This is a genomic window from Dyella sp. GSA-30 (assembly GCF_027924605.1).
Taxonomy (GTDB): domain Bacteria; phylum Pseudomonadota; class Gammaproteobacteria; order Xanthomonadales; family Rhodanobacteraceae; genus GSA-30.
On the sequence record NZ_AP027042.1, the window covers coordinates 2,039,115 to 2,059,880 of the forward strand.

Consider the following 20,766-nt stretch of genomic DNA (forward strand, 5'->3'; position numbering starts at 1 on the left):
CCATGACGCTCAATCTTCGTCCCATCCTGGTCAGCCTGCGGCACCACAAGCTCACCGCCTTTCTGCTTTTGCTGCAGGTCGCCGTAACCTGCGCCATCGTCTCCAACGTTACCTTTATCGTCGAACGCAGGATCGAGCGGGTCAACGTGATCAGCGGCGTGGACGAGTCGTCGCTGTCGGTGATCGGCAGCGCGGTGACGCGAAAAGACGAGAACCTGCCGGCGCGCTATGCCACCGATCTGACCGCGCTGCGCACCATTCCAGGCGTGCAGATGGCCGTTGCGGTAGATAGCGTGCCATTCGGCGGGAGCGAGTCGTCTTACGGCACCTGCGCCAGCAAACAGGACTTCGAACAGGCGATGGCGTCGCGCACGGCTTTTTCCAAGCAGGGCGGGTGCCTGCAGGTGGATACATACGCAGGCAGCGCCGGTCAGATCGAGGCCCTGGGCCTGAAGCTCGTCGCCGGCCGCGATTTCGTCGACGACGACTATGTAACCGATAGCGACCACGTCCATTCGACCGTCATCAGCCGCGAGCTTGCACAACGTCTGTTTCACGGTGAATCCGCCTTGGGCAAGGAGCTCTACAGCGGATCGGGCAAGCCCATCCGTGTCGTGGGCATTGTCGACACGCTGCTGCGTCCGCAGCTGCGCGGGGACAAGAATCAATACACGATGCTTTGGCCGATGTCGCCTGGCTATGGCAACGTGATCTATCTGCTCAAGAGCGCGCCGGGCGATCGCGAACGCATCCTGAAGCAGGCGCCGGATGTTCTGCTCGGACAAAGCCGGGAGCGGATCATCGATGTCGACGGCGTGAGCACGTTCACGCAACTGCGGATGAAGTATTTCCGGCGCGACGTGACCATGATCGGCCTGCTGATCGCCTCGGCGCTTGGCCTGCTGTTCGTGACGGCGCTGGGCGTGGCGGGGCTCGCCAATTTCTGGGTGCAGCAACGGACCCGGCAGATCGGCATCCGCCGCGCGATCGGCGCCACGCAGGGCGACATCCTGCGCTACTTCCATGTCGAGAACTTTCTAATCGTGACCGGCGGCATCGTCCTGGGCATGTTCCTGGCCCTGATGCTCAATATCTTCCTGATGAAGTACTACGAGCTGCCGCGCCTGCCGGGCGTCTACCTGCCGATCGGAGCCATCCTGCTCTGGACGCTGGGTCAGCTGGCTGTCCTGGGGCCGGCATGGCGTGCCGCCCGGGTGCCTCCGGTGGTGGCGACACGGTCCTCGTGAACTACAGTAAAGTCGGTCGCTGGCACGACCGGCTTTTCACTCCATGACCAAAGTCATGGCAACCTTTTGGCATGGAGCTGCATCCATGTCGGCATGTGTAGACGAAAAATGCGAACTGTCCTGATCATTGATGACAACCCCACCGTCGGCGAGGCGCTGTCGCTGGCCTTGTCGCTGCACGAAATCCGGCCGCTGGTGGCGCTGACCCAGGAGCAGGGGTTGGAGATGCTGGAGCGCGAACGGATCGACGTGGTGATCCAGGACATGAATTTCACCGCCGATACCACCTCGGGCGAAGAGGGCGTGGCGCTGTTCCGCGCGATCCGCCAGCGTCATACCGATCTTCCGGTGATCCTGCTGACCGCGTGGACGCACCTGGAGACGGCCGTCGAGCTGGTGAAGGCCGGTGCCGCCGACTACATGGCCAAGCCCTGGGACGATGCCAAGTTGCTGGCGACGGTGGAGAACCTGCTGGAGCTGTCCGAATCGACCCGTGAGGTAAGCCGCGCACGCAACGAACGGCGCAAGCGTCGTGAAGACCTGCAGCGCCGCTACGATCTGGACAATCTGGTCTTTGCGTCCGAGTCGATGGCGCGCACGCTGGACCTGGCCTGTCAGGTCGCGCGTTCGGAAGTGCCTGTGCTGATCACCGGCCCCAATGGCGCTGGCAAGGAGCGGATCGCGGCGATAGTGCACGCAAACTCGCCAGCCAAGCGTGGTGCGTTCATCGCGGTCAATTGCGGCGCCCTGCCGGGGGAACTGATCGAAGCCGAACTCTTCGGTGCCGACGCCGGTGCCTATACGGGTGCGAACAAGGCACGCGAAGGCCGTTTCGAGCTGGCCGATGGCGGCACCTTGTTTCTGGACGAGATCGGCAATTTGCCGCTGTCGGGCCAGGTGAAGCTGCTGCGCGTCCTCGAAACGGGTCAGTTCGAGCGCCTGGGTTCGGGCCGTACGCGCCAGGTCAAGGTGCGCGTGCTCAGCGCGACCAACGCCGACCTCAAGGCGATGATTCGCGCCGGTACGTTCCGCGAGGATCTCTACTATCGCCTCAATGTGATCGAAGTAAACCTGCCGCCGCTGGCCGAGCGCGTCGACGATATCCTGCCGCTGGCCGAGCATTTCCTCGGCGGCCGCGCGGAGCTCAGCGACGCCGCACGCGACGCGTTGTTGAACTATGCGTGGCCGGGGAATGTGCGCGAACTCAAGAACGCGATCGAGCGCGCATCCCTGCTTGCCTCCGGTGGCCGCATCACGCCCGAACAACTCAATCTGCCGCAACAGGCGGCGGCCGCCGCGCGTAACCTGGACGAGCCCAGCCGTGAGGCCGTCGAGGCTGCTCTGGGCAAGGCCGACGGTGTCGTCAGCCGTGCCGCCCAGGCGCTGGGGCTGTCCCGCCAGGCGCTGTATCGAAGGATGGAGCGTTACGGTCTGGCGACGCAGACCTGAGCCAGGCTTCTGGCCTATGCGACGCCTTGGGCTTGGCTCTAAGATCGGGCATCCGTGAAAACCCAAGGGAGCCTGCCATGCGTCGTTCATTCGTGTTGATCGCTTCGGTCGTGCTCGCGCTGGCTGCCCAGGCGGCAGGCGCGCAGTCCGCCACGCAGGCCAGCGACAGCTGGAGCAAGCCGGCCAGCGCCAGCACCGTCAAGTACGGCGATAGCAATCGTGCCGGCGACTCGCAGCAGAATGGCCGCTTCAAGTTCAAGGACAACCGCCCTCACGTCACCGACACCGCGCGTCCGGATCCCAATCGTCCCAAGGCGATCAACGACAACAGCGTGTTTGGCGACAACGAACGCCCGGCGGCCAATTGCGCGGCCGATCCGCGAAATTCCAAATGCCACTAAGCAGGTCGCGCGCATGAAGGGGACGGCATGGCGCGTAGTCTGAGTCTGCAGCTGCGGCTGACCGTGCTGCTGGTGGTGGTCGGTATCGCCGGTGCATTGATCTACACCGGCGTAACCCAATGGCCGCTGCCGCAGCTGATTGTGTGGATGAAAAAAGACCTGTCGCTGGTGGTGCCGATGCCCACCGGTCCATACAGCGGCTTCATCGTTACCCTGATCGTGCTGTTGCCCTTGTCGCTGTGGCTCGGGCATTTGGTGATGTCGCCGGTCAACCGCATGTTGCGGGCGCTGGAGGGTGCGGTAGCGAGTTATCGCGACGGCGACTTCAGTTTTTCGATCGCCGCCGATCGTCGCGATGAGTTGGGCGACCTGATCCGCATGCACAACGCGCTTGGCCAGACGTTGCGCGAGCAACGCCAGAATCTGGCGCAGCGCGAGCTGTTGCTCGACACCGTTGTGCAGAACACACCCGTTGCATTGGTGCTCAGCGATGCGAGCAGCCGCGTGGTGTATGCAAATATCGCCGCGCGGCATCTTTTCAACGATGGCAAATCGCTGCAAGGTCTGGACTTTGCCGAACTGCTGCAAAGCACACCTGAAACGCTGCGTCGTGCCGCGCTCAGCGGTGAGGACGCCTTGTTGACTGTCGAGATGGATGGCAGCGAAGAAACCTTCCATCTATCGCAACGCAACTTCCGCTTGCAGGGACGTCCGCATCGCCTGCAACTGTTCCGCCGCATGACCCGCGAACTCTCGCGCCAGGAAGTGGCGACCTGGAAGCGCGTGATTCGTGTGATCAGTCATGAATTGAACAATTCGCTCGCACCGATCTCTTCGCTCTCCCATTCGGGTGCGGAACTGGCGCGGCGCGGCGACACCGAACGTCTGCCCGGCGTATTTGCCACCATTGGCGAGCGTGCGCGTCATTTGCATGGTTTTATTGCCGGCTATGCGAGTTTCGCCAAGCTGCCTGCACCGCAGGCGACGAAGATCGAATGGCCGCAGTTTTTGCAGGGCCTGGCCTTGCACTGCCAGTTCCGTCTGGTCGGCAAGGTACCCGAACAGCCTGGCTGGTTCGACGCGGCGCAGATCGAGCAGGTCCTGATCAACCTGATCAAGAATGCGCACGAATCAGGCAGTGCCGATGACCAAGTGACCTTGTCGTTGGCAGTGATCGGCCACGAGCTTCGTATCGAAGTGGCCGACCATGGTCCGGGCATGACGGAAATCGTGCTTGCCCAGGCCTTGTTACCGTTTTATTCGACGAAACGATCGGGTACCGGCTTGGGTCTGGCGCTTGCGCGTGAGATTGCCGAGGCACATGGCGGGCGGATTGCCTTGGCCAACCGGGATGAAGGTGGGCTGCGGGTGACGCTGTTGTTGCCGCTTATGCTGGTTTGAATTTTTACGCTCCGCCGGACGAGCTCCTTACCAACGCTTAACCCGCCGCACCCCCACACCTCGCCTATACTCCGCTCCAATCGTCGAAAGGAGTCGTACCATGGGTCAGATTTTTGCGCTGATTGTCGTTATCGTCGCTGTCGTCGTCTTGGCCAAGCTGGTGCGCATCGTGCCGCAGGGCTACGAATGGACGGTAGAACAGTTCGGCAAGTACACCCGCACGTTGTCGCCGGGTCTGCATTTCCTGTTGCCGTTCGTGTACGGCATCGGGCGCAAGATGAACATGATGGAGCAAGTGCTCGACGTGCCCAGTCAGGACGTCATCACCAAGGATAACGCGGTGGTGCGTGTCGATGGTGTGGTGTTTTATCAGGTGCTGGATGCGGCCAAGGCGGCATACGAAGTCTCCAACCTGGAGCAGGCTGCGCTCGCGTTGATCATGACCAATATCCGCACCGTGCTCGGCTCGATGGATCTGGACGAATCGCTGAGTCAGCGCGATGCGATCAATGCCAAGCTCCTGACCGTGGTCGACGAAGCCACGCATCCTTGGGGCGTCAAGGTCAACCGTATCGAGATCAAGGACATCGCGCCGCCGCGCGATCTGGTCGATTCGATGGCACGACAGATGAAAGCAGAGCGCGAGAAGCGCGCGAATATTCTTGAAGCGGAAGGTTTCCGCCAGGCGGCCGTGCTCAAGGCCGATGGCGAAAAGCAGTCGGCCATTCTTGCCGCGGACGGCAAGAAGGAAGCCGCGTTCCGCGAAGCCGAGGCACGTATCCGCCTGGCCGAGGCCGAAGCCCAGGCGACCAAGCTGGTGTCCGAAGCGATCGCCAACGGTAACGTCAACGCGCTCAATTACTTCGTCGCCAACAAGTACGTCGAAGCCTTGAAGGAAATGGCGAACTCGCCGAACCAGAAGATGCTGATGTTGCCGATGGAAGCGACGGGTATCTTGGGTTCGCTCGCCGGTATCGCCGAACTGGCGAAAGAATCGCTCGGACAGCAGCAGGAGACCCTCGCTGCAAACCGCCGTACGCCACCGCCGGTCAATCGCTGAGCGATCTCAAGGAGAGGGACATGTTCGCAAACGTCGCCTTGCACTACCTCTGGTGGATTCTCGCCTTGATCCTGATCGCGATCGAGGTGGTGCTGCCCGGGTATTTCATGTTGTGGATCGGCATCGCCGCCGCGGCGACCGGTGTCGTGGTGTTGGTATTGCCGGATATGTCGATGCTGGCGCAGGCGGTCACGTTTGCGGTGCTGGCGTTCGCGTCCTGCGCAGTCTACTGGTATGCGTTGCGCCCCAGGTTGCAGCGTAGCGAGCCGGGCGACGAGCGGCTCAACCGCCGTGGCGAGCAGTTGATCGGGCGGCGTTATGTGTTGATCGAAGCCATCGTCAACGGTCGCGGTAAGGCCCGCGTGGGCGATGGACAATGGCTGGTCAGCGGACCGGATCTTCCGCTTGGCACGACCGTCGAGGTGGTCGATGTGGACGGTACGACATTGAAGGTCAGAGCGGTGTCGTGACATGGACGGTCGCGGTGGTCACTCCCCATCGCGAATTACCGGTGTTCAAGTTGCGTACTTCCGGGTAAGAATGCGGTCATGCACCGTATTCCTTCTCCCATCCATGTACCCTGGCGCGCCGCGCCGCCGCAGGCTTTCCGACCTTCGTTCGAGGGTACCGAGCTCAAGACGCGGATTGTCTTCATCATGGAGCTGGCGCGCCAGTTGCATCAGTACGGCACCTCTGCGCCGCGCCTGGAGATGGCCATTTCCGGTGTGTCGCAGCGTTTCGGCCTGCAAGCGGATATCTGGTCCAGTCCGACGGCGATCATCGTTTCGTTTGCCGAGCTTTCGCAGGGCGACGAAGCGATTGCCCAGGTAACGCAGGTGATGCGTCTGTCGCCGGGCGATGTCAATCTCGGGCGCCTGTGCGAAGCCGATACCATCGCCGATCGTGTTACCGACGGCGAGCTGGACATGCGCGAGGGCTTCCGTCTGCTGCGTCAGCTCGGCAAGCCTGATACGCGCCAGGCGCAGGCCAGCGTGATTGCGACCTACGGTCTTGCCGCGGCCAGCGTGGTGGCGTTGCTGTTGCACTGTGCCTGGACGGATCTGGTCACCGCAGGGGTGATCGGGCTGATCATCGGCTGGATCATGGTCTCGTCCGCAACACGGCCTCGGCTGGCCATCGCCAGCGAAGCGATCAGCGCGCTGGTAGCCACCACGGTGGCGATCACCGTCAGCGCGTATATCGTGCCGTTGGCGCTCAAGTCGGTGATCCTTGCCAGCCTGATCGTGCTGGTGCCCGGCATGGCCTTGACCACGGCGGTACGCGAAATCTCCAGTCAGCATCTCGTGGCCGGCATGGCGCGCATGGGCGGTGCGATCTCCACCTTGCTCAAGCTCACCTTCGGCACGGTGGCCGCGACCCAGCTTTGCGAAGCGCTGGGCATTCACGCGCGCGATTTCGCGCAGACGCCACTGCCATCCTGGACCGAGGCGGTCGCTCTCATCGTGGGCGCGTTTGCCTGGGCGATTGCGTTTCGCGCTGCGCGTCGCGACTGGCTCACCGTGATGGGCGCGGTCATTCTCGGCTATCTCGCCACGCGCTGGGGTGGCCAGATCGCCGGTTCGCTGCCCAAGGCGCCGTTCGGCGTTTTCCTGGGCGGTTTTTTGCTTAGCGCGCTGGCGAATGCCTATGCGCGGTATATGCATCGTCCCGGGTCGGTCATTCGGGAGCCGGGCATTATCTTGCTGGTTCCCGGCAGCGTGGGCTTTCGTAGCGTTTCCTATTTGCTCGAACGTGATACCGAGCTGGGCATGGATACGGGGTTGCTGCTGGTGACGCTGCTGGTTTCGCTCGTGGCCGGCCTGCTCTTTGGCGACCTGCTGGTTTCACCGCGCCGATCGTTGTAGCAAAGCGCAACACCTAAGCGACACCTGCGTGCGACCTACAAAAAAGGGGGCGCGTACCGACTGCGTGGTCAAATGTATTTTGCTGTTATTCGCTTACCCACACAGACTCGTACGAGTCAAGGAGCGAATATGAGCGATAAACTCGAAAACACGGAAATCCATTCCCTTTCGCGGCGCCGCGCGATGAAAACGAGCCTGTTGGCCGGTAGCGCACTCGTATCGGGCGGCCTTCTGGCACAGGGACGGCGTATGGTGCCGGCGCCGGAGGAGATCATGGGTCCCTATTATCCGGTGCTTAAGCCGCTGGATCGGGACGCGGATCTGACCCGTATTGCCGGGCGGCATGGCGTGGCGTTGGGACAGGTGATCGAACTGAGCGGCCGCGTTCTCGATGGCGACGGCAAGCCGGTGGTCAATGCAAAAATCGAGCTGTGGCAGGCTAACGTACATGGCCGCTACGATCATCCCAGCGATCCCAATACGACCGCGCCCTTGGATCCCGGTTTTCAGGGCTATTCCATACAAAAGACCGATGCATGGGGGCGTTACCGGTTCCGTACGATCAAACCCGGCGCATATCCGGCCACGCCGGAGTGGACGCGTACGCCGCATATTCATTTCGACGTTTCCGGTCGCGCGGACCGCCTGGTCACCCAGCTTTATTTCGCCGGCGAACCATTGAACGACAGCGATTTATTGTTCCAGGCGCTGAGCGAAGACGATCGGCGACGGGTGCTGGTGCAATTGCAGCCAGTACCCGGGACCGAAAAGTTGGCGGGCGAATGGGACATCATTCTCAATAACGGCTAGCCTCGACAGCCATAAAAAAAACGCCGGCACGAAGGCCGGCGTTTTCTTGCAGGGCGTCTAAACACTAATCGTCAGATCAGCAGGCTCTTTTCCGACTTGCCGGCCTTCAGGGCATCGTTGAACCAGCGCGGGCGCTTGCCGCGGCCGGACCAGGTCTGCTCCGGGTTGGCGGGGTTCTTGTACTTCGGCGCGACAGTGCCGCCCGAACGGCGCTTGCCGGGTACCTTGCCGCCGAAAATATCGTCGAACGAATAACCTTCGGCCTTGATCAATGCATGGATTTTCTCACGCAGTTTGCCGACCTTTTCCTTGCGCAGTTCGTTCTGGCGAACCTGAGCCTTGGTGATGAGATCATTCAGCTGTGTGTGATTGAGACTTTTGAGGTCTACGGCCATGGGTATAACTCCCGGGTGAGTGAGTGATTAACGGCTTTTTTGATTTATTTGTTTTGTAGCAATTGGCGTCCCAATTGCGGGATCGATTTTCCCCGAACCCCTACCCGATTGTAAAGTCGGGTTGCAAGAGGGTTGGGTACTACCAAAGGTGTAATTGTCAGATATGCCCCGAATGTGCTGTAAGGGTTTTGCTCGATTATTGTCGAGGGCAGAATGGCGCATGCAAAAAAGGCCGCGAGAGGCGGCCTTTTTTGCATGCGTTTAAATGGCGGATATTCTTTAATCTGCCATGGCGGCCGGGTTATTGTCCCAGCAGGGCCAGAAGGTCATCTTGAGTAAGGTTACGCGCTTCGCTTTCATGGCGGGCGCGATATTCCAGGGTGCCGGCGGCCAGGCCGCGTTCGCTGACGACGACGCGGTGCGGAATACCGATCAATTCCATATCGGCAAACATGGCGCCAGGGCGCAAGCCACGGTCGTCCAGCACCGTATCGATGCCCAAGTCATTGAGTTGCTTATAAAGAGACTCGGCTGCCTCGGCGATATCCGGGGCATTTTTGGGGTTGATCACGCAAACGGCGACGCGCCACGGCGCCATCGCTTCGGGCCAGATCATGCCGGCGTCGTCATGGCGCTGCTCGATCGCGGCGGCCACGATGCGGCTGACGCCGATGCCATAGCAGCCCATGAACATCACCTGCGGCTTGCCCTGATCGTCCAGCACGGTGGCCTTCAAGGCCTCGGCGTACTTCTGGCCCAGCTGGAATACATGGCCAACCTCGATGCCTCGCGCAATGCGCAAGGTGCCTTTGCCATCGGGCGACGGGTCGCCGGCAACGACCTGGCGCAGGTCTTCGATTCGGGTGATGCTTGCATCGCGCTCCCAGTTGGCGCCGCTGTAGTGCTTGTCGTTGGCGTTTCCGCCGCAGATGAAGTCAACCAGGACTGCGGCGCTGCGGTCGACGATCACCGGGATCGACTCGGGCAGGCCGACCGGGCCGATAAAGCCCGGGCGGGTCTGGGTAGCGGCGAGGATCTCCTCTTCGCTGGCCAGCACGGATTCGTCCGGCAGCTCGGCCAGCTTGGCGGCCTTGACGTCGTTGATGTCGTGGTCGCCACGCAGGCACAACGCCACCAGACCGTCCTTGCCGCGGACCAGGATGGTCTTGAGTACGCGATCGGCGGGGACGCCAAAATGCCGGGTCACATCCTCGACGCTACGCACGGCCGGCGTGTCCACCAACTGCAGCTCAGCGCTGGCAGCCGGGCGGCCTTGTGCCGGCGCGAGGGCTTCGGCCTTCTCGATATTGGCGGCGTAGTCGGATTGGTCGGAAAACGCGATCGCGTCCTCGCCCGAATCGGCCAGCACCTGAAACTCATGGCTCGCATTACCGCCGATGGCCCCGGTATCCGCCTGCACGGCACGGAAGGTCAGGCCCAGGCGGGTGAAAATGCGCGAATAGGCCTGGTACATCACTTCGTAGGTAGCGGCCAGCGAGCCGGCGTCCAGATGGAAGGAATAGGCATCCTTCATCAGGAACTCGCGCGCACGCATGACGCCAAAACGCGGGCGTATCTCGTCGCGGAACTTGGTCTGGATCTGATAGAAATTGACTGGCAGCTGCTTGTAACTCTTGAGCTCATTGCGCGCGAAATCGGTGATCACCTCTTCGTGCGTCGGGCCGTAACAGAATTCCTGCTCCTTACGGTCCTTGATCTTCAGCAGCTGTCCGCCGAATTTCTGCCAGCGCCCGGTTTCTTCCCACAATTCCTTGGGTTGCACCGAGGGCATCAGCATCTCGATCGCGCCGGCGCGGTTCATTTCCTCGCGCACGATGCCCTCGACCTTGCGCAGCACGCGCAGGCCCAGCGGGCTCCACGTATACAGCCCCGAGGCCAGTTTGCGGATCATGCCGGCACGCAGCATCAGGCGATGGCTGGCGATTTCGGCGTCGGCGGGGACTTCCTTGACGGTGGCCAGGTGGAATTGGCTGAGGCGCATGCGAGCGAATCCGGCGTGTAAAAGAGTCGATTATAGCCCGGTGTGGCCCGCGCCCGGCCGGTGGCTGTGCGCACCGGACGGGATCGATACGGGTTTACTTACCGCTGCAATACTGCTGGTACTGAGATTGGGCGATGTTCATCTGGCTCTTGCGCTGGTCCTCATCGACCGTTTTCTGCTGGCCGTCCTGCTGAATCACCAGGGGGCCATCACCCTTGAGCATGTCCAGGTTGGTTTTCAGCGTGCTGCAGAATTTCGCGCGATTGGCCGGGGTATCGGCCACCGGCTGGGCCGCCGCGGTCGCGGCGGTGGCTGGCTTGGCGGCAGTCGAGGCGGGCTGCGCCAGGGGTTCGGAGCTGCCGGTGGTCGTCATGCGCTGGTACTTGGTGCCGGTCGGCGGCGGCGTCTCGGAGTAATGCACCGTGCCGGCGCTGTCGGTCCACTTATAGGCCTGGGCGAAAACCTGGGGCGCGAGCAACAGCAACGCGGCGGCGAGGAACGGACGGCGCATGAATATCTCCGGGCGGGATGAATGCGCCGTAGTTAACACCCCCGGTGGCCCCGGACTCAAGCCAACATGGAACCTGAGTGCGATCAGGCTCTAAACTTCGGGTATTCCGTCACGGATCGATTCATGAGCGATAGCACACCCGTTCGCACGCCACGGCACCGGGGCATCTACCTGCTGCCGAACCTGTTCACCACCGGCGCGATGTTCGCCGGGTTCTACGCGATCGTGACCAGCATAGGCGGCAACTACAGCGAAGCGGCCATCGCCGTCTTTATCGCTGCGCTGCTGGACGGCATGGATGGGCGTGTCGCACGCGCCACCGGGACGCAGAGCGAGTTCGGCGTGCAATACGACTCGCTGTCGGACCTGATCAGTTTTGGCCTGGCGCCCTCGCTGGTGATGTACACCTGGTCGCTGTCGTCGCTGAAGGACTTCGGCCCGACCTGGGGCAAGATCGGCTGGGCGGCCGCCTTTATCTATGCCGCATGCGCGGCGCTGCGTCTGGCGCGCTTCAACACCCAGGTGAAGGTGATCGACAAGCGTTACTTCCAGGGCCTGGCCAGCCCGGCCGCGGCGGCGGTCTGCATGGCCTTTGTGTGGAGCATGGACAAGTTCGGCGTTGCCGGCAGCGACGTTTCCTCGGTCACCTTGCCCATGGCGGTGATCATCGGCCTGTTGATGGTCAGCCGGTTCCGCTATTTCAGCTTCAAGTCGTTGCCGACCGGCGAGGGCGGCCGGGTGCCGTTCCTGTGGATGATCGCGGGCGTGCTCGTGCTGATTCCGTTTTTTGTCGATCCGCCGCGTGTTCTGTTCGTGGTATTCCTGCTCTACGCGCTCTCGGGTCCTGTGTTCACGCTCTGGGGCGTGGCCACACGCCGTCGCCGCCGGAATGTCGGATGAGTATTTCCACGCTTTCGCATGATCCGCATCGCGCACGTCTGCTGCGCGCGCTCGGCGTGACGCCATGGGTCCGTCGCCAGCCTTTTGCGGACCCGATACCGGCCGTGTTCGATACGAACGAAGCCGTGGCCGCGCTGCAGGGAACACCAGGCGACAGCATCGTGGTTTTGCCGGCCGGCTGTCCGGTCGCGCTGCTCGACCTGCTGGGGCGGGCATTCAGCGCCTACGGTCCGTCGCTGGCGCGTGCGGCACGCATCGAAGTCGGTGTGGATGGGCAACTGGGGCATGTTCCCGAAGCGCGCGCCTATCTGGTCTTCGGTCAGGCCCAGGCGCACGCGTTAGGACGTGTCTTGCCCGCGGCGGTGTTGAATCGCGCGCAGATCGTGCTGGCCGATGAGCCGCACGAGATTCGCGCCAATGGCGCGGGCAAGCGTCGCCTGTGGAACGCGTTGCGCAGCCTGCGCCGCGCGCTCGCCAGTGGGGGCGCGGCGTGATGGTTGCGGTAGCACGCCCCCAGTCGCAGGTGCGCGCCATGCGTCGCGAGGATCTCGCGGCGGTTGCTGCGTTGGAGAGTGCTTCCTATGACTTTCCGTGGTCCCCGGGCATCTTTGGTGATTGCCTGAAGGCCGGTCATCCGTGCTGGGTGATGTGCATCGAGGACGAGGTCGTTGGCTACGGCATTCTTTCCGTGGGGGCGGGCGAGGCGCACATTTTGAACGTGTGCATTGGCCAGTCGTATCGCGGGTTGGGGTTGGGACGGCATCTGATGCGTCGCCTGATCGACGTGGCGCGTTGGCATGCGGCTGAGCGCGTCTTTCTTGAGGTGCGGCCGTCGAATCCTGTGGCGCAGGCGTTGTATCGCTCGATGGGGTTTAACGAGATCGGGCAGCGGCCGAAGTATTACCCGGCTCGCGAAGGGCGAGAGGATGCCATTGTGATGGCGTTGGATTTGGTGGCTGGGAAGGTGTGAGTGGTCTCTTCCTTCTTTTTATCCGAGTGAACGCCTGTACCCGGACATTTGCCGCAAGTTTTCCTACTTCGTCATTCCGGCGCAGGCCGGAAGCTTTTGACGTGACGGTCTGGTTCTTGCCTGGGTGTTCGGGCGACCTGGCCGCCTACGCAGCGGGCGTTTCACTCGCCTGCCGGCGAGCGAGTCACTTTCTCTTTGCTGGCCCACGCTTGCGCGTAGCGCATGCGAACGGCGAAGCCGGCCCGGAGGGCGGAGGACCTTTAGGTCCGGAGTAAAGAGAAAGTAACCAAAGAGAGAATGGCCTTTAGAGCCAGGGCTCTGAGCAGCATTGAGAGATAAAACCGTTCGGACCGTCTACTCGAACCGATAGCGGACGCTTCTGGCGCTTCTGAGGTACGCCGGATTGGTGCGCGAGGCGTCGTGGTGGTGAGGACTTAAAGCCCCCTCACCCCAACCCTCTCCCCCGGCAAAGCCAGGGGAGAGGGGGTAGGTTACGCAAGTGCGAAATACTGAAGTTGCCTCAGTTAGCTCCCTCTCCCCTGGCTTTGCCGGGGGAGAGGGTTGGGGTGAGGGGGCGGGTGCTTGCGGGGTGCTCTCCTAAAAGAATCAACCCAGCTTCTGCATCTGCTCGCGCAATGCACTCACCTGCACACTCCAATCGGCAATGCGCTGGCGCTCCTGCTCGACCACGGCGGCAGGTGCATTGGCGACAAAGTTGGCGTTGCCCAATTTGCCTTCGCACTTCTTGATCTCGCCCTCGATGCGAGCGATCTCCTTGGCCAGACGCGTTTTTTCCGCGCTCAGATCGATCAATCCAGCAAGCGGGATCATCACGCGCAGCGAACCGACAACGGCTGCCGCAGCGGCCGGTTCATCCGTGCCGGCTTCGATCCATTGCGGTGTTTCAACGCGTGCAAGGAAGCTGATCTGCGCGGCAAACTTTGCCGCGCGCGCACGATCGCTGGCATCGCCATCGGCCAGCAACAGCGGAATCGTCTTGCCCGGTGCGATGTTCATTTCCGCACGGATGCGGCGAATGCCGCTCAGCACGTTCTTGAACCACTCGATCTCGGCCGTGGCTGCGTCGTCCGCGACGATGTCTTCGGCACGCGGCCATGGACGTTGCATCAAACCGCTTTCGTGCAGGCTCAAGCGCGGCGCGACGTTCTGCCAGATTTCTTCGGTGAGGAAGGGCACGATCGGATGCAGTGCACGCAGAATGGTTTCGAGCACGACAAGGAGCGTGTGACGCGTGGATGCTGCCGCTGTCGCGTCATCACCGTTCAACGCCGGCTTGGACAGTTCCAGGAACCAGTCGCAGAACTCGTTCCAGGTGAATTCGTACAGTTCCTGCGCAAGCAGATCGAAACGGTAGCTGGTGAAATGCTGCTCGACGTCGCCCAGCGTCTGCTTCAGGCGCGTGAGAATCCAGCGCTCGGCTTCCGTGGCCGGCAAGCCGGTGGGCGCGGGTAGCTCGCCTTCGGGCAGATTCATCAACACGAAGCGCGCCGCGTTCCACAGCTTGTTGCAGAACGCCTTGTAGCCTTCGGCACGCTTGATGTCGAAGTTGATCGTGCGGCTGTAGCTGGCCAGTGCGGCGAAAGTGAAGCGCAGCGCATCGGTGCCGATCGCCGGGATGCCGCTGGGGTAATCCTTGCGGATGCGCTTTTCGACTTTCTCGCGCACCTGCGGGATCAACAGCGACCGGGTGGATTTCTCGACCAGCGGTTCGAGCTCGATACCGTCGATCAAATCCAGCGGATCGAGCGTATTGCCCTTGGATTTGGACATCTTCTGGCCCTCGGCGTCGCGCACGATGGCGTTGATGTACACCTCGCGGAACGGTACCTGGCCGGTGAAGTACTTGGTCGCCATCACCATGCGCGCGACCCAGAAGAAGATGATGTCGAAGCCGGTGACCAGCACGGCGCTGGGCAGGAACAGCTTGTCGTTTTCCCAGTTGGCAACGATCTCGCCGCGCTCGTTCTTGATCGGCCCATTGGCCGGCCAGCCGAGCGTGGAGAACGGCCACAGCGCCGAACTGAACCAGGTGTCAAGCACGTCGTCGTCCTGGCGCAGCGTGCCGACCGGTTCGACCGTGGCATGCGCACGCGCGTCGGCTTCGTTCTCGCCGACGAAGATATTGCCCGCCTCGTCGTACCACGCCGGGATGCGGTGGCCCCACCACAGCTGGCGGCTGATGCACCAGTCCTGGATGTTGTCGAGCCACTGCGTATACGTGGTGGACCAGTTTTCCGGCACGAATTTGATCTCGCCGCTGCGCACGGCGTCGAGCGCGGGCTCGGTAATGGCCTTGCGGCCGCCGGGACGGCCGTCGGCCTGCACGTCGGTGGTCAGGTCGACAAACCACTGGTCGGTCAGCATCGGCTCGATCACCGCGTCCGAGCGCTGGCTCACCGGCACCTGCAACTTGTGTGGCTTGGTTTCGACCAGCAGGCCGGAGGCTTCGAGGTCGGCAAGAATCTGCTTGCGCGCGTCGTAGCGGTCCAGACCGCGGTATTTCTCCGGCGCGTTGTCGTTGACCTTCGCGTCCAGCGTGAAGATATCGATCGGTGCAAGGTTGTGACGCTGGCCGATCGCGTAGTCGTTGAAGTCGTGCGCGGGCGTGATCTTGACGCAACCGGTGCCGAACTCGCGTTCGACATAGTCGTCGGCGATCACCGGGATCTCACGGCCGGACAGCGGCAGGTGCAACATCTTGCCGACCAGATGCGCATAGCGCTCGTCTTCCGGATGCACGGCCACGGCGACGTCGCCGAGCATGGTCTCCGGGCGCGTGGTGGCTACCACGACGCTATCGCTGCCATCGGCGGTGAGATAGCGGATCGACCACAGGTGGCCGTCGCGCTCGACGTTGTTCACCTCAAGGTCGGACACCGCCGTCTGCAATGCCGGGTCCCAGTTCACCAGGCGGTTGCCGCGGTAGATCAGGCCCGCGCGATACCACTCGACGAACACCTTGCGCACGGCGTCGGACAGGCCCTCGTCCATGGTGAAGCGCTCACGCGACCAGTCGGCGGCCACGCCCAGGCGGCGCATCTGATTGGTGATGGTGGAGCCCGACTCTTCCTTCCACTGCCACACGCGCTCGACGAACGGCTCGCGACCCAGGTCGTGGCGGGTTTGACCCGCGGCGGCGAGCTGGTTCTCGACGATCTTCTGGGTGGCGATGCCGGCATGGTCCGTACCCACCTGCCACAGCGTGTTGAAGCCGCGCATGTTGTGGTAGCGGATCAGCATGTCCATCACGGTCTGCTGGAAGGCATGGCCCATATGCAGCGTGCCGGTCACGTTCGGCGGCGGCAGCAGGATGCTGTACGGCGTGCCCTTGCCCGACGGCTTGAAGTCGCCGCTGGCTTCCCACCGGGCATACCACCTGGACTCGATCTGGCTGGGCTCGAAACTCTTTTCCATCGGGGACTCGCGTTGGCGCGCCGGGGCGCGCTGGATAGGGGCTAAGCCCTCTATTGTAAGGGGTGGGGTGGGGTGTGCCAAAACCGGGCCGCCGGGCGCCTTCTAGCGCCCAAATTGGCGCTGTTGGGCGCGGCATACGCTCAGGACTACCGCCAGGAAAAGGGCCAGCGCGAACAGGCAGAGCAGGCCGTGCGCGGTGTCCATCTGGAGATAGAGGCGTTGCTGTTCCAGCGTGGCGTCGACGTAAATGCAAAACGTCAAATACACGGCGAGGAGGCGAGCTACCCACATCGGCCACCAGGCCCACAACAGGATTGGTGAGCTTCGGTGAGCCCACCCGTGCACATCAATACTCGCTCGCCACAGCCGGCTCATATAGAGCGCCGGCAGCACGAGATTGGCCAGAGGCACAAAATACCAGCCCACTGCCCAGCTTGGCCGGCCCACCTCTTGAGCCGCATTGGCGTTGACGTTCTGCATGGCTCGATAGATCCAACATGCCGTCAGCATGTATAGCAGGAGCTGCAATGGCAGATGCATGCTTTCTGGCCAGTACTTCAGCGCGTACGCAAGCCCGGTGGGACCCATGGGGGCTGAAACGAAATCCGGTGTCACCGGAGACGAGTGTACGATCGGTGGCGAGAGTTCCGGTAAAGCCTTCAAGTCTGCGCGGATGTGTACCAGTAACGAGGCAGCATCCGCCAACGCACCGGCCGCGATCAAGCCAGCGAGTGGCCACAGCGACCTCCATCGAGGCCTGCTCAAGGCTGCATGCTCGAGAGGCTCAGCATTGTTGCCCGATATCGCCATGGAGGCCTGCAGGAGTGACGAGCTGTGAGGCAACCGTAGGTAGCGGCTAACACCGCTCTACCCCGCATCACCGAACCGGCGCGAGGCCGGGGTTCGACGATCATGCATGGCAAGTTCGATACGCACAAGCTGCCCATGCAACAGTCGACACTAGGCTCCGAACTGTCGCCGTTGGGCCTGGGTAACGCGCAGGACCACGATAACGGACAAGACTAGGGCGAGAAGGGAAATCAGATCGTGCTCGATGAGCCGCTTTTCGAATCGAATGTGATATTCGATCGAGTTGCCGAGGAATATCGAGAGCTTGATGCTGAGCACGCTTGCCAGCCACACCATCCACCATATCGGTAACAGTAGAGGTGTGCTTCGCTGTTTCCAGTCATGTATGTCGATGCTGGCTCGCCAAAGCCGATCCAGGAAAAAAATGGAAGAGATCAGATTGACCGCAGGAATCAGGCACCAGATTGCCGCTCGTGCAGGCTTGCCGATACTGCTGGCATATCTAGCGTTGAGGTTTTCGATACCTTGATAGAGCCAGCACGCGGCCAGGATGTATAGCAGTACCTGGAGTGGGTAATGCATGTTTTGCAGCAAATGATCTAGCCAGTATTGGAAGCCCATGGGCCGCATGGATTCCGCATTGCTCGTACCACCGGATGAGGGTGAAGCCACAATGATCGGCTGAAGCATCCGATGGATGTCTTTCGTCCTGGCGACAATATCGGCTATCAACGAGGTGATATCGACCACTGCACTGATGCCAAACAAACCAGCAAGTATCGATAGCGAAGCCCATCGAGGCGGTAAGGCCCCGGCCTTGTGCCGATGGTCAGCAAGAACTCCATCATCCCCTGACATCGCGATCGCTCCTTGAATGGGAGGGCTATGTCGGGAAAGTATCACGCCACCTCAGCCCGCAATCTTTGTAGGAGCGACTTCAGTCGCGACAAGCCTTGACGTAGCCGCCGGTCGCGACTGAAGCCGCTCCTACAAACCAGGTGGCTTTTCAGGGAAAGAGGGCACACTCCTGGCGAGCCGTGAGGGCGGCTCGCCAGGGGCGCTTGGCTTCAGGATGCCTGCTGGGTTGCCGGCATGCCGAAGGCGGGTGGTCGGTCGGTGAGGGCCGAGCCGAACGAGGGGTTGGGCTTGTCGCCCATCTGGAACGAGAGCGTGCCGCCGGCGGTCAGCTCGGCGTGGCTGATCCAGCTCTTTGTCCACGGCTTGCCGTTCCAGGTGACCGACTGGATATACGGCTTGCCGGGGCCATTGCCCTGCGTCTGCACGATCAGGCTCTTGTTGCCACCAAGCTGCACTTCGGCGCGATCGAGCAAGGGACTGCCGAAAACGTAGTTGGTGCTGACCGGATCGACCGCATAAAGCCCGAGCGCGCTCATCACGTACCACGCGCTCATCTGGCCGCAATCCTCGTTGCCGGGCAGGCCATCGGGTGCGGGCAGATACATGGTTTCCAGCAGCATGCGCACACGCGCCTGCGTCTTGTGATGCGCGCCGCTGTACGCGTAGAGATAGGGCACGTGATGTGCCGGCTCGTTGCCGAAGGCGTACTGGCCGACCATGCCGGCGATATCCGGCGGCGCATCGTCGGGCAGTTCGGACGATGCCGCAAACAAGGCATCCAGCTTCTGCTCGAACGCCTTGGCGCCGCCGAACAGTTCCATATACGCGTAAACGTCGTGCTGATTGAGGAAGGTCGCCTGCCAGGCATTCGACTCGGTGAAGTCGCGCCACTTCTTCGAATGCCCCATCGCACGCGGATCGAACGGCTCCAGCCACTTGCCGTCGCTACCGCGCGGACGCACGAAGTTCTTTGTCTTGTCGAACACATTGCGATAGTTGCGCGACCGCTCGCGCAACGCCTTGGCGTCACCATGTTCGCCCACCGCATCGGCCATATGCGCCATGACCCAGTCGTCATAGGCGTACTCGAGCGTTTTGCTGACCGCTTCGTTTTGCAGATCGCTGGGGATGTAGCCGCGCTTGCGGTATTCGGCCAAGCCGAAATAGTCGTCGTCCATCGCGCGCTTGCGATAGATCGGCCAGGCCTTGGCGTAGTCGATGCCAGTAAAGCCCTTGGCCTGCGCTTCGGCGATCACGACCGCCGAGTGATAGCCGATCATGCACACCGTCTCGATACCCTGCAGCGGCCATACCGGCGGCCCGGCGGGGCTCTCGGCAGCCATGCGTACGAGTCCGTTGACCAGATCGGGCACACGATCGGGCTGGAACAAGGTCAGCAGCGGATGCTCGGCGCGATACGTATCCCACAGCGAATACGTGCTGTAGTTGTGCTGGCCGGCCGGAAGCTGGTGCACCTGCATGTCCATGCCGCGATAGCGGCCGTCGGTATCACTGAACAGCGTCGGTGCGACCATGGTGTGATAAAGCGCGCTGTAGAACGTGCGCTTGATATCGTCCGATGGCGTGTCGATACGAATGCGGCTCAGCTCTCGCTCCCAGGCTTCCTGGGCGTCGTTGCGCACACCATCGAAATCCCAGGCGGGAATTTCCGCGGCGAGGTTGCGCAGTGCGCCTTCGACGTCGACGCCGGAGATGCCGACCTTGACCAGCAAAGGCGCGCTATCGGCCTTGTCGAAAAACAGCGCGGCCTTGAGGTCGATGCCCTTGGCCTGCGCGCTGCCGCTGGGCAGCGGCGCATCGTTCGAATACAGCGTCGAGCGATTGAACGGGCGCGATACTTTCAGCGCGAAATAGATATGCCGCCCATTGGCCCACTGATGCACCACGCGCGAACCGACCAGCGTGTCGTTGCCGATCAGTTTGAGCTCGGCATCGGTCACCTTGGTCGGTGTTTTCGGATCGTCGTGGAAACCATGCGCGAGATCGATCAGCAGATGTGCTTCGCCGCTGTCCTGGAACGTGTAGCGATGGATGCCGGCGCGCTCGGTGGCGGTGAGTTCCGCCAATACCTTGGTATCGGTCAACTGCACGCTGTAGTAGCCAGGGTGCGCCTGCTCCTGCGTGTAGCGCGAGCGATAGCCTTTCAGGTGCGTCTTGTAACCCTTCGGCTCGGTCTTGCCGGGCCGTACGCCGTCGAAACGCGAGTGATAGTTCACGCCGTCGTACTGGCGATCACCGGGCTGCAGGCGGACCTCGCCGATGGCCGGCACGACGAGCACGTCGAGCATGTCGGCGGCACCGGTGCCGCTCAGATGGGTATGCGAGAAGCCCATGATCGATCCGTCGCCCTGGTGATAGCCGGAGCTGCCGTCCCATTGCGAGTCGTTGGTGTCGGGGCTCAACTGCATCATGCCGAAGGGCATCGTCGGGCCGGGATACGTGTGGCCATGGCCGCCGGTGCCGACAAAGACGTCCACGTGGCGCGACACGCGATCGGTGGGGACATTCCTGCCTCGCGTGACAGGCATCGCAAAGGCAGGGAGCGCGCCAAGCTGGCTGCCCAGGACAGTGAGGGAGGCCATGCCTTGCAAGAACCGGCGACGCGTCAACATGTGTTTGTACTCCTCAACG

The 20,766-nt window shown here is 62.1% G+C and carries 18 protein-coding genes; 11 read left to right on the top strand and 7 right to left on the bottom strand.

The annotated features are described in order from the left end of the window. The first annotated feature begins 2 nt into the window (after positions 1-2). The 8 genes from QMG46_RS09025 (at position 3) to QMG46_RS09060 (ending at position 8,233) form a co-directional block, all read left to right on the top strand. Positions 3-1,247, top strand: coding sequence for an ABC transporter permease (locus QMG46_RS09025; RefSeq protein ID WP_281852178.1), 1,245 nt, complete (start codon positions 3-5; stop codon positions 1,245-1,247). Positions 1,248-1,355: 108 nt separating this feature from the next. Continuing rightward, positions 1,356-2,696, top strand: coding sequence for a sigma-54-dependent transcriptional regulator (locus QMG46_RS09030; protein ID WP_281852179.1), 1,341 nt, complete (start codon positions 1,356-1,358; stop codon positions 2,694-2,696). Between the two features lie 77 nt (positions 2,697-2,773). Then, complete coding sequence (locus QMG46_RS09035; protein WP_281852180.1) at positions 2,774-3,097, top strand: hypothetical protein; 324 nt, start codon at positions 2,774-2,776, stop codon at positions 3,095-3,097. A 27-nt stretch (positions 3,098-3,124) separates the two neighbouring features. After that, on the top strand, positions 3,125-4,498 hold the full coding sequence (locus QMG46_RS09040) for a sensor histidine kinase (RefSeq protein ID WP_281852181.1): 1,374 nt from the start codon (positions 3,125-3,127) through the stop codon (positions 4,496-4,498). A 100-nt stretch (positions 4,499-4,598) separates the two neighbouring features. After that, entirely contained in the window at positions 4,599-5,558 is a 960-nt protein-coding gene (locus QMG46_RS09045) for an SPFH domain-containing protein (RefSeq protein WP_281852182.1), read from the top strand. Between the two features lie 20 nt (positions 5,559-5,578). After that, complete coding sequence (locus QMG46_RS09050; RefSeq protein WP_281852183.1) at positions 5,579-6,028, top strand: NfeD family protein; 450 nt, start codon at positions 5,579-5,581, stop codon at positions 6,026-6,028. Between the two features lie 186 nt (positions 6,029-6,214). Further along, positions 6,215-7,423, top strand: a complete 1,209-nt coding sequence (locus tag QMG46_RS09055; protein WP_281852849.1) for a threonine/serine exporter family protein — start codon at positions 6,215-6,217, stop codon at positions 7,421-7,423. A gap of 129 nt (positions 7,424-7,552) precedes the next feature. Further along, a complete protein-coding gene (locus QMG46_RS09060) occupies positions 7,553-8,233 on the top strand; it encodes a dioxygenase family protein (protein WP_281852184.1) in 681 nt (226 codons plus the stop codon). Positions 8,234-8,304: 71 nt separating this feature from the next. Here QMG46_RS09060 and QMG46_RS09065 read toward each other — a convergent pair whose 3' ends face one another. The 3 genes from QMG46_RS09065 to QMG46_RS09075 form a co-directional block, all read right to left on the bottom strand. Next, positions 8,305-8,628, bottom strand: a complete 324-nt coding sequence (locus QMG46_RS09065; RefSeq protein WP_281852185.1) for an H-NS histone family protein — start codon at positions 8,626-8,628, stop codon at positions 8,305-8,307. 301 nt (positions 8,629-8,929) lie between these two features. Continuing rightward, a complete protein-coding gene (locus tag QMG46_RS09070; RefSeq protein WP_281852186.1) occupies positions 8,930-10,630 on the bottom strand; it encodes a proline--tRNA ligase in 1,701 nt (566 codons plus the stop codon). 94 nt (positions 10,631-10,724) lie between these two features. Then, positions 10,725-11,141 carry a DUF4124 domain-containing protein gene (locus QMG46_RS09075; protein WP_281852187.1) on the bottom strand — a complete coding sequence of 139 codons (417 nt, stop codon included), beginning with the start codon at positions 11,139-11,141 and terminating at the stop codon, positions 10,725-10,727. Between the two features lie 123 nt (positions 11,142-11,264). Here QMG46_RS09075 and QMG46_RS09080 point away from each other — a divergent pair, with 123 nt between their 5' ends. The 3 genes from QMG46_RS09080 to rimI are packed head-to-tail and all read left to right on the top strand — an operon-like array spanning position 11,265 to position 13,011. Beyond that, positions 11,265-12,041 carry a CDP-alcohol phosphatidyltransferase family protein gene (locus QMG46_RS09080; protein ID WP_281852188.1) on the top strand — a complete coding sequence of 259 codons (777 nt, stop codon included), beginning with the start codon at positions 11,265-11,267 and terminating at the stop codon, positions 12,039-12,041. Beyond that, positions 12,038-12,535 (top strand): hypothetical protein, encoded by a 498-nt coding sequence (locus QMG46_RS09085; protein ID WP_281852189.1) that lies wholly within the window; start codon positions 12,038-12,040, stop codon positions 12,533-12,535. The genes QMG46_RS09080 and QMG46_RS09085 overlap by 4 nt, the downstream gene beginning before the upstream one ends. Next, complete coding sequence (gene rimI, locus QMG46_RS09090) at positions 12,535-13,011, top strand: ribosomal protein S18-alanine N-acetyltransferase (protein ID WP_281852850.1); 477 nt, start codon at positions 12,535-12,537, stop codon at positions 13,009-13,011. Before QMG46_RS09085 ends, rimI begins: the two co-directional genes overlap by 1 nt. Before the next feature lie 606 nt (positions 13,012-13,617). Here rimI and QMG46_RS09095 read toward each other — a convergent pair. The 4 genes from QMG46_RS09095 to QMG46_RS09110 all read right to left on the bottom strand — a co-directional run bounded on the left by QMG46_RS09095 (position 13,618) and on the right by QMG46_RS09110 (position 20,747). Then, positions 13,618-16,446: a valine--tRNA ligase gene (locus QMG46_RS09095; RefSeq protein WP_281852190.1), complete on the bottom strand. Its 2,829-nt coding sequence runs from the start codon at positions 16,444-16,446 to the stop codon at positions 13,618-13,620. Positions 16,447-16,548: 102 nt separating this feature from the next. Then, positions 16,549-16,926 carry a DUF4328 domain-containing protein gene (locus QMG46_RS09100; RefSeq protein ID WP_281852191.1) on the bottom strand — a complete coding sequence of 126 codons (378 nt, stop codon included), beginning with the start codon at positions 16,924-16,926 and terminating at the stop codon, positions 16,549-16,551. A 480-nt stretch (positions 16,927-17,406) separates the two neighbouring features. Next, positions 17,407-18,114 (bottom strand): DUF4328 domain-containing protein, encoded by a 708-nt coding sequence (locus tag QMG46_RS09105; RefSeq protein ID WP_281852192.1) that lies wholly within the window; start codon positions 18,112-18,114, stop codon positions 17,407-17,409. A gap of 209 nt (positions 18,115-18,323) precedes the next feature. Beyond that, the gene (locus QMG46_RS09110; protein ID WP_281852193.1) at positions 18,324-20,747 is read right to left on the bottom strand and encodes a GH92 family glycosyl hydrolase; all 2,424 of its coding nucleotides are present in this window, start codon (positions 20,745-20,747) and stop codon (positions 18,324-18,326) included. Positions 20,748-20,766: the final 19 nt, after the last annotated feature.

Coding starts and splice junctions, on each gene's coding strand:
- QMG46_RS09095 (WP_281852190.1), bottom strand. CDS start 16,446: ATGGAAAAGAGTTTCGAGCCCAGCCAGATCGAGTCCAGGTGGTATGCC.
- QMG46_RS09065 (WP_281852185.1), bottom strand. CDS start 8,628: ATGGCCGTAGACCTCAAAAGTCTCAATCACACACAGCTGAATGATCTC.
- QMG46_RS09080 (WP_281852188.1), top strand. CDS start 11,265: ATGAGCGATAGCACACCCGTTCGCACGCCACGGCACCGGGGCATCTAC.
- rimI (WP_281852850.1), top strand. CDS start 12,535: ATGGTTGCGGTAGCACGCCCCCAGTCGCAGGTGCGCGCCATGCGTCGC.
- QMG46_RS09085 (WP_281852189.1), top strand. CDS start 12,038: ATGAGTATTTCCACGCTTTCGCATGATCCGCATCGCGCACGTCTGCTG.
- QMG46_RS09070 (WP_281852186.1), bottom strand. CDS start 10,630: ATGCGCCTCAGCCAATTCCACCTGGCCACCGTCAAGGAAGTCCCCGCC.
- QMG46_RS09105 (WP_281852192.1), bottom strand. CDS start 18,114: ATGTCAGGGGATGATGGAGTTCTTGCTGACCATCGGCACAAGGCCGGG.
- QMG46_RS09030 (WP_281852179.1), top strand. CDS start 1,356: ATGCGAACTGTCCTGATCATTGATGACAACCCCACCGTCGGCGAGGCG.
- QMG46_RS09100 (WP_281852191.1), bottom strand. CDS start 16,926: ATGCAGAACGTCAACGCCAATGCGGCTCAAGAGGTGGGCCGGCCAAGC.
- QMG46_RS09110 (WP_281852193.1), bottom strand. CDS start 20,747: ATGTTGACGCGTCGCCGGTTCTTGCAAGGCATGGCCTCCCTCACTGTC.
- QMG46_RS09025 (WP_281852178.1), top strand. CDS start 3: ATGACGCTCAATCTTCGTCCCATCCTGGTCAGCCTGCGGCACCACAAG.
- QMG46_RS09050 (WP_281852183.1), top strand. CDS start 5,579: ATGTTCGCAAACGTCGCCTTGCACTACCTCTGGTGGATTCTCGCCTTG.
- QMG46_RS09035 (WP_281852180.1), top strand. CDS start 2,774: ATGCGTCGTTCATTCGTGTTGATCGCTTCGGTCGTGCTCGCGCTGGCT.
- QMG46_RS09075 (WP_281852187.1), bottom strand. CDS start 11,141: ATGCGCCGTCCGTTCCTCGCCGCCGCGTTGCTGTTGCTCGCGCCCCAG.
- QMG46_RS09045 (WP_281852182.1), top strand. CDS start 4,599: ATGGGTCAGATTTTTGCGCTGATTGTCGTTATCGTCGCTGTCGTCGTC.
- QMG46_RS09040 (WP_281852181.1), top strand. CDS start 3,125: ATGGCGCGTAGTCTGAGTCTGCAGCTGCGGCTGACCGTGCTGCTGGTG.
- QMG46_RS09060 (WP_281852184.1), top strand. CDS start 7,553: ATGAGCGATAAACTCGAAAACACGGAAATCCATTCCCTTTCGCGGCGC.
- QMG46_RS09055 (WP_281852849.1), top strand. CDS start 6,215: ATGGAGCTGGCGCGCCAGTTGCATCAGTACGGCACCTCTGCGCCGCGC.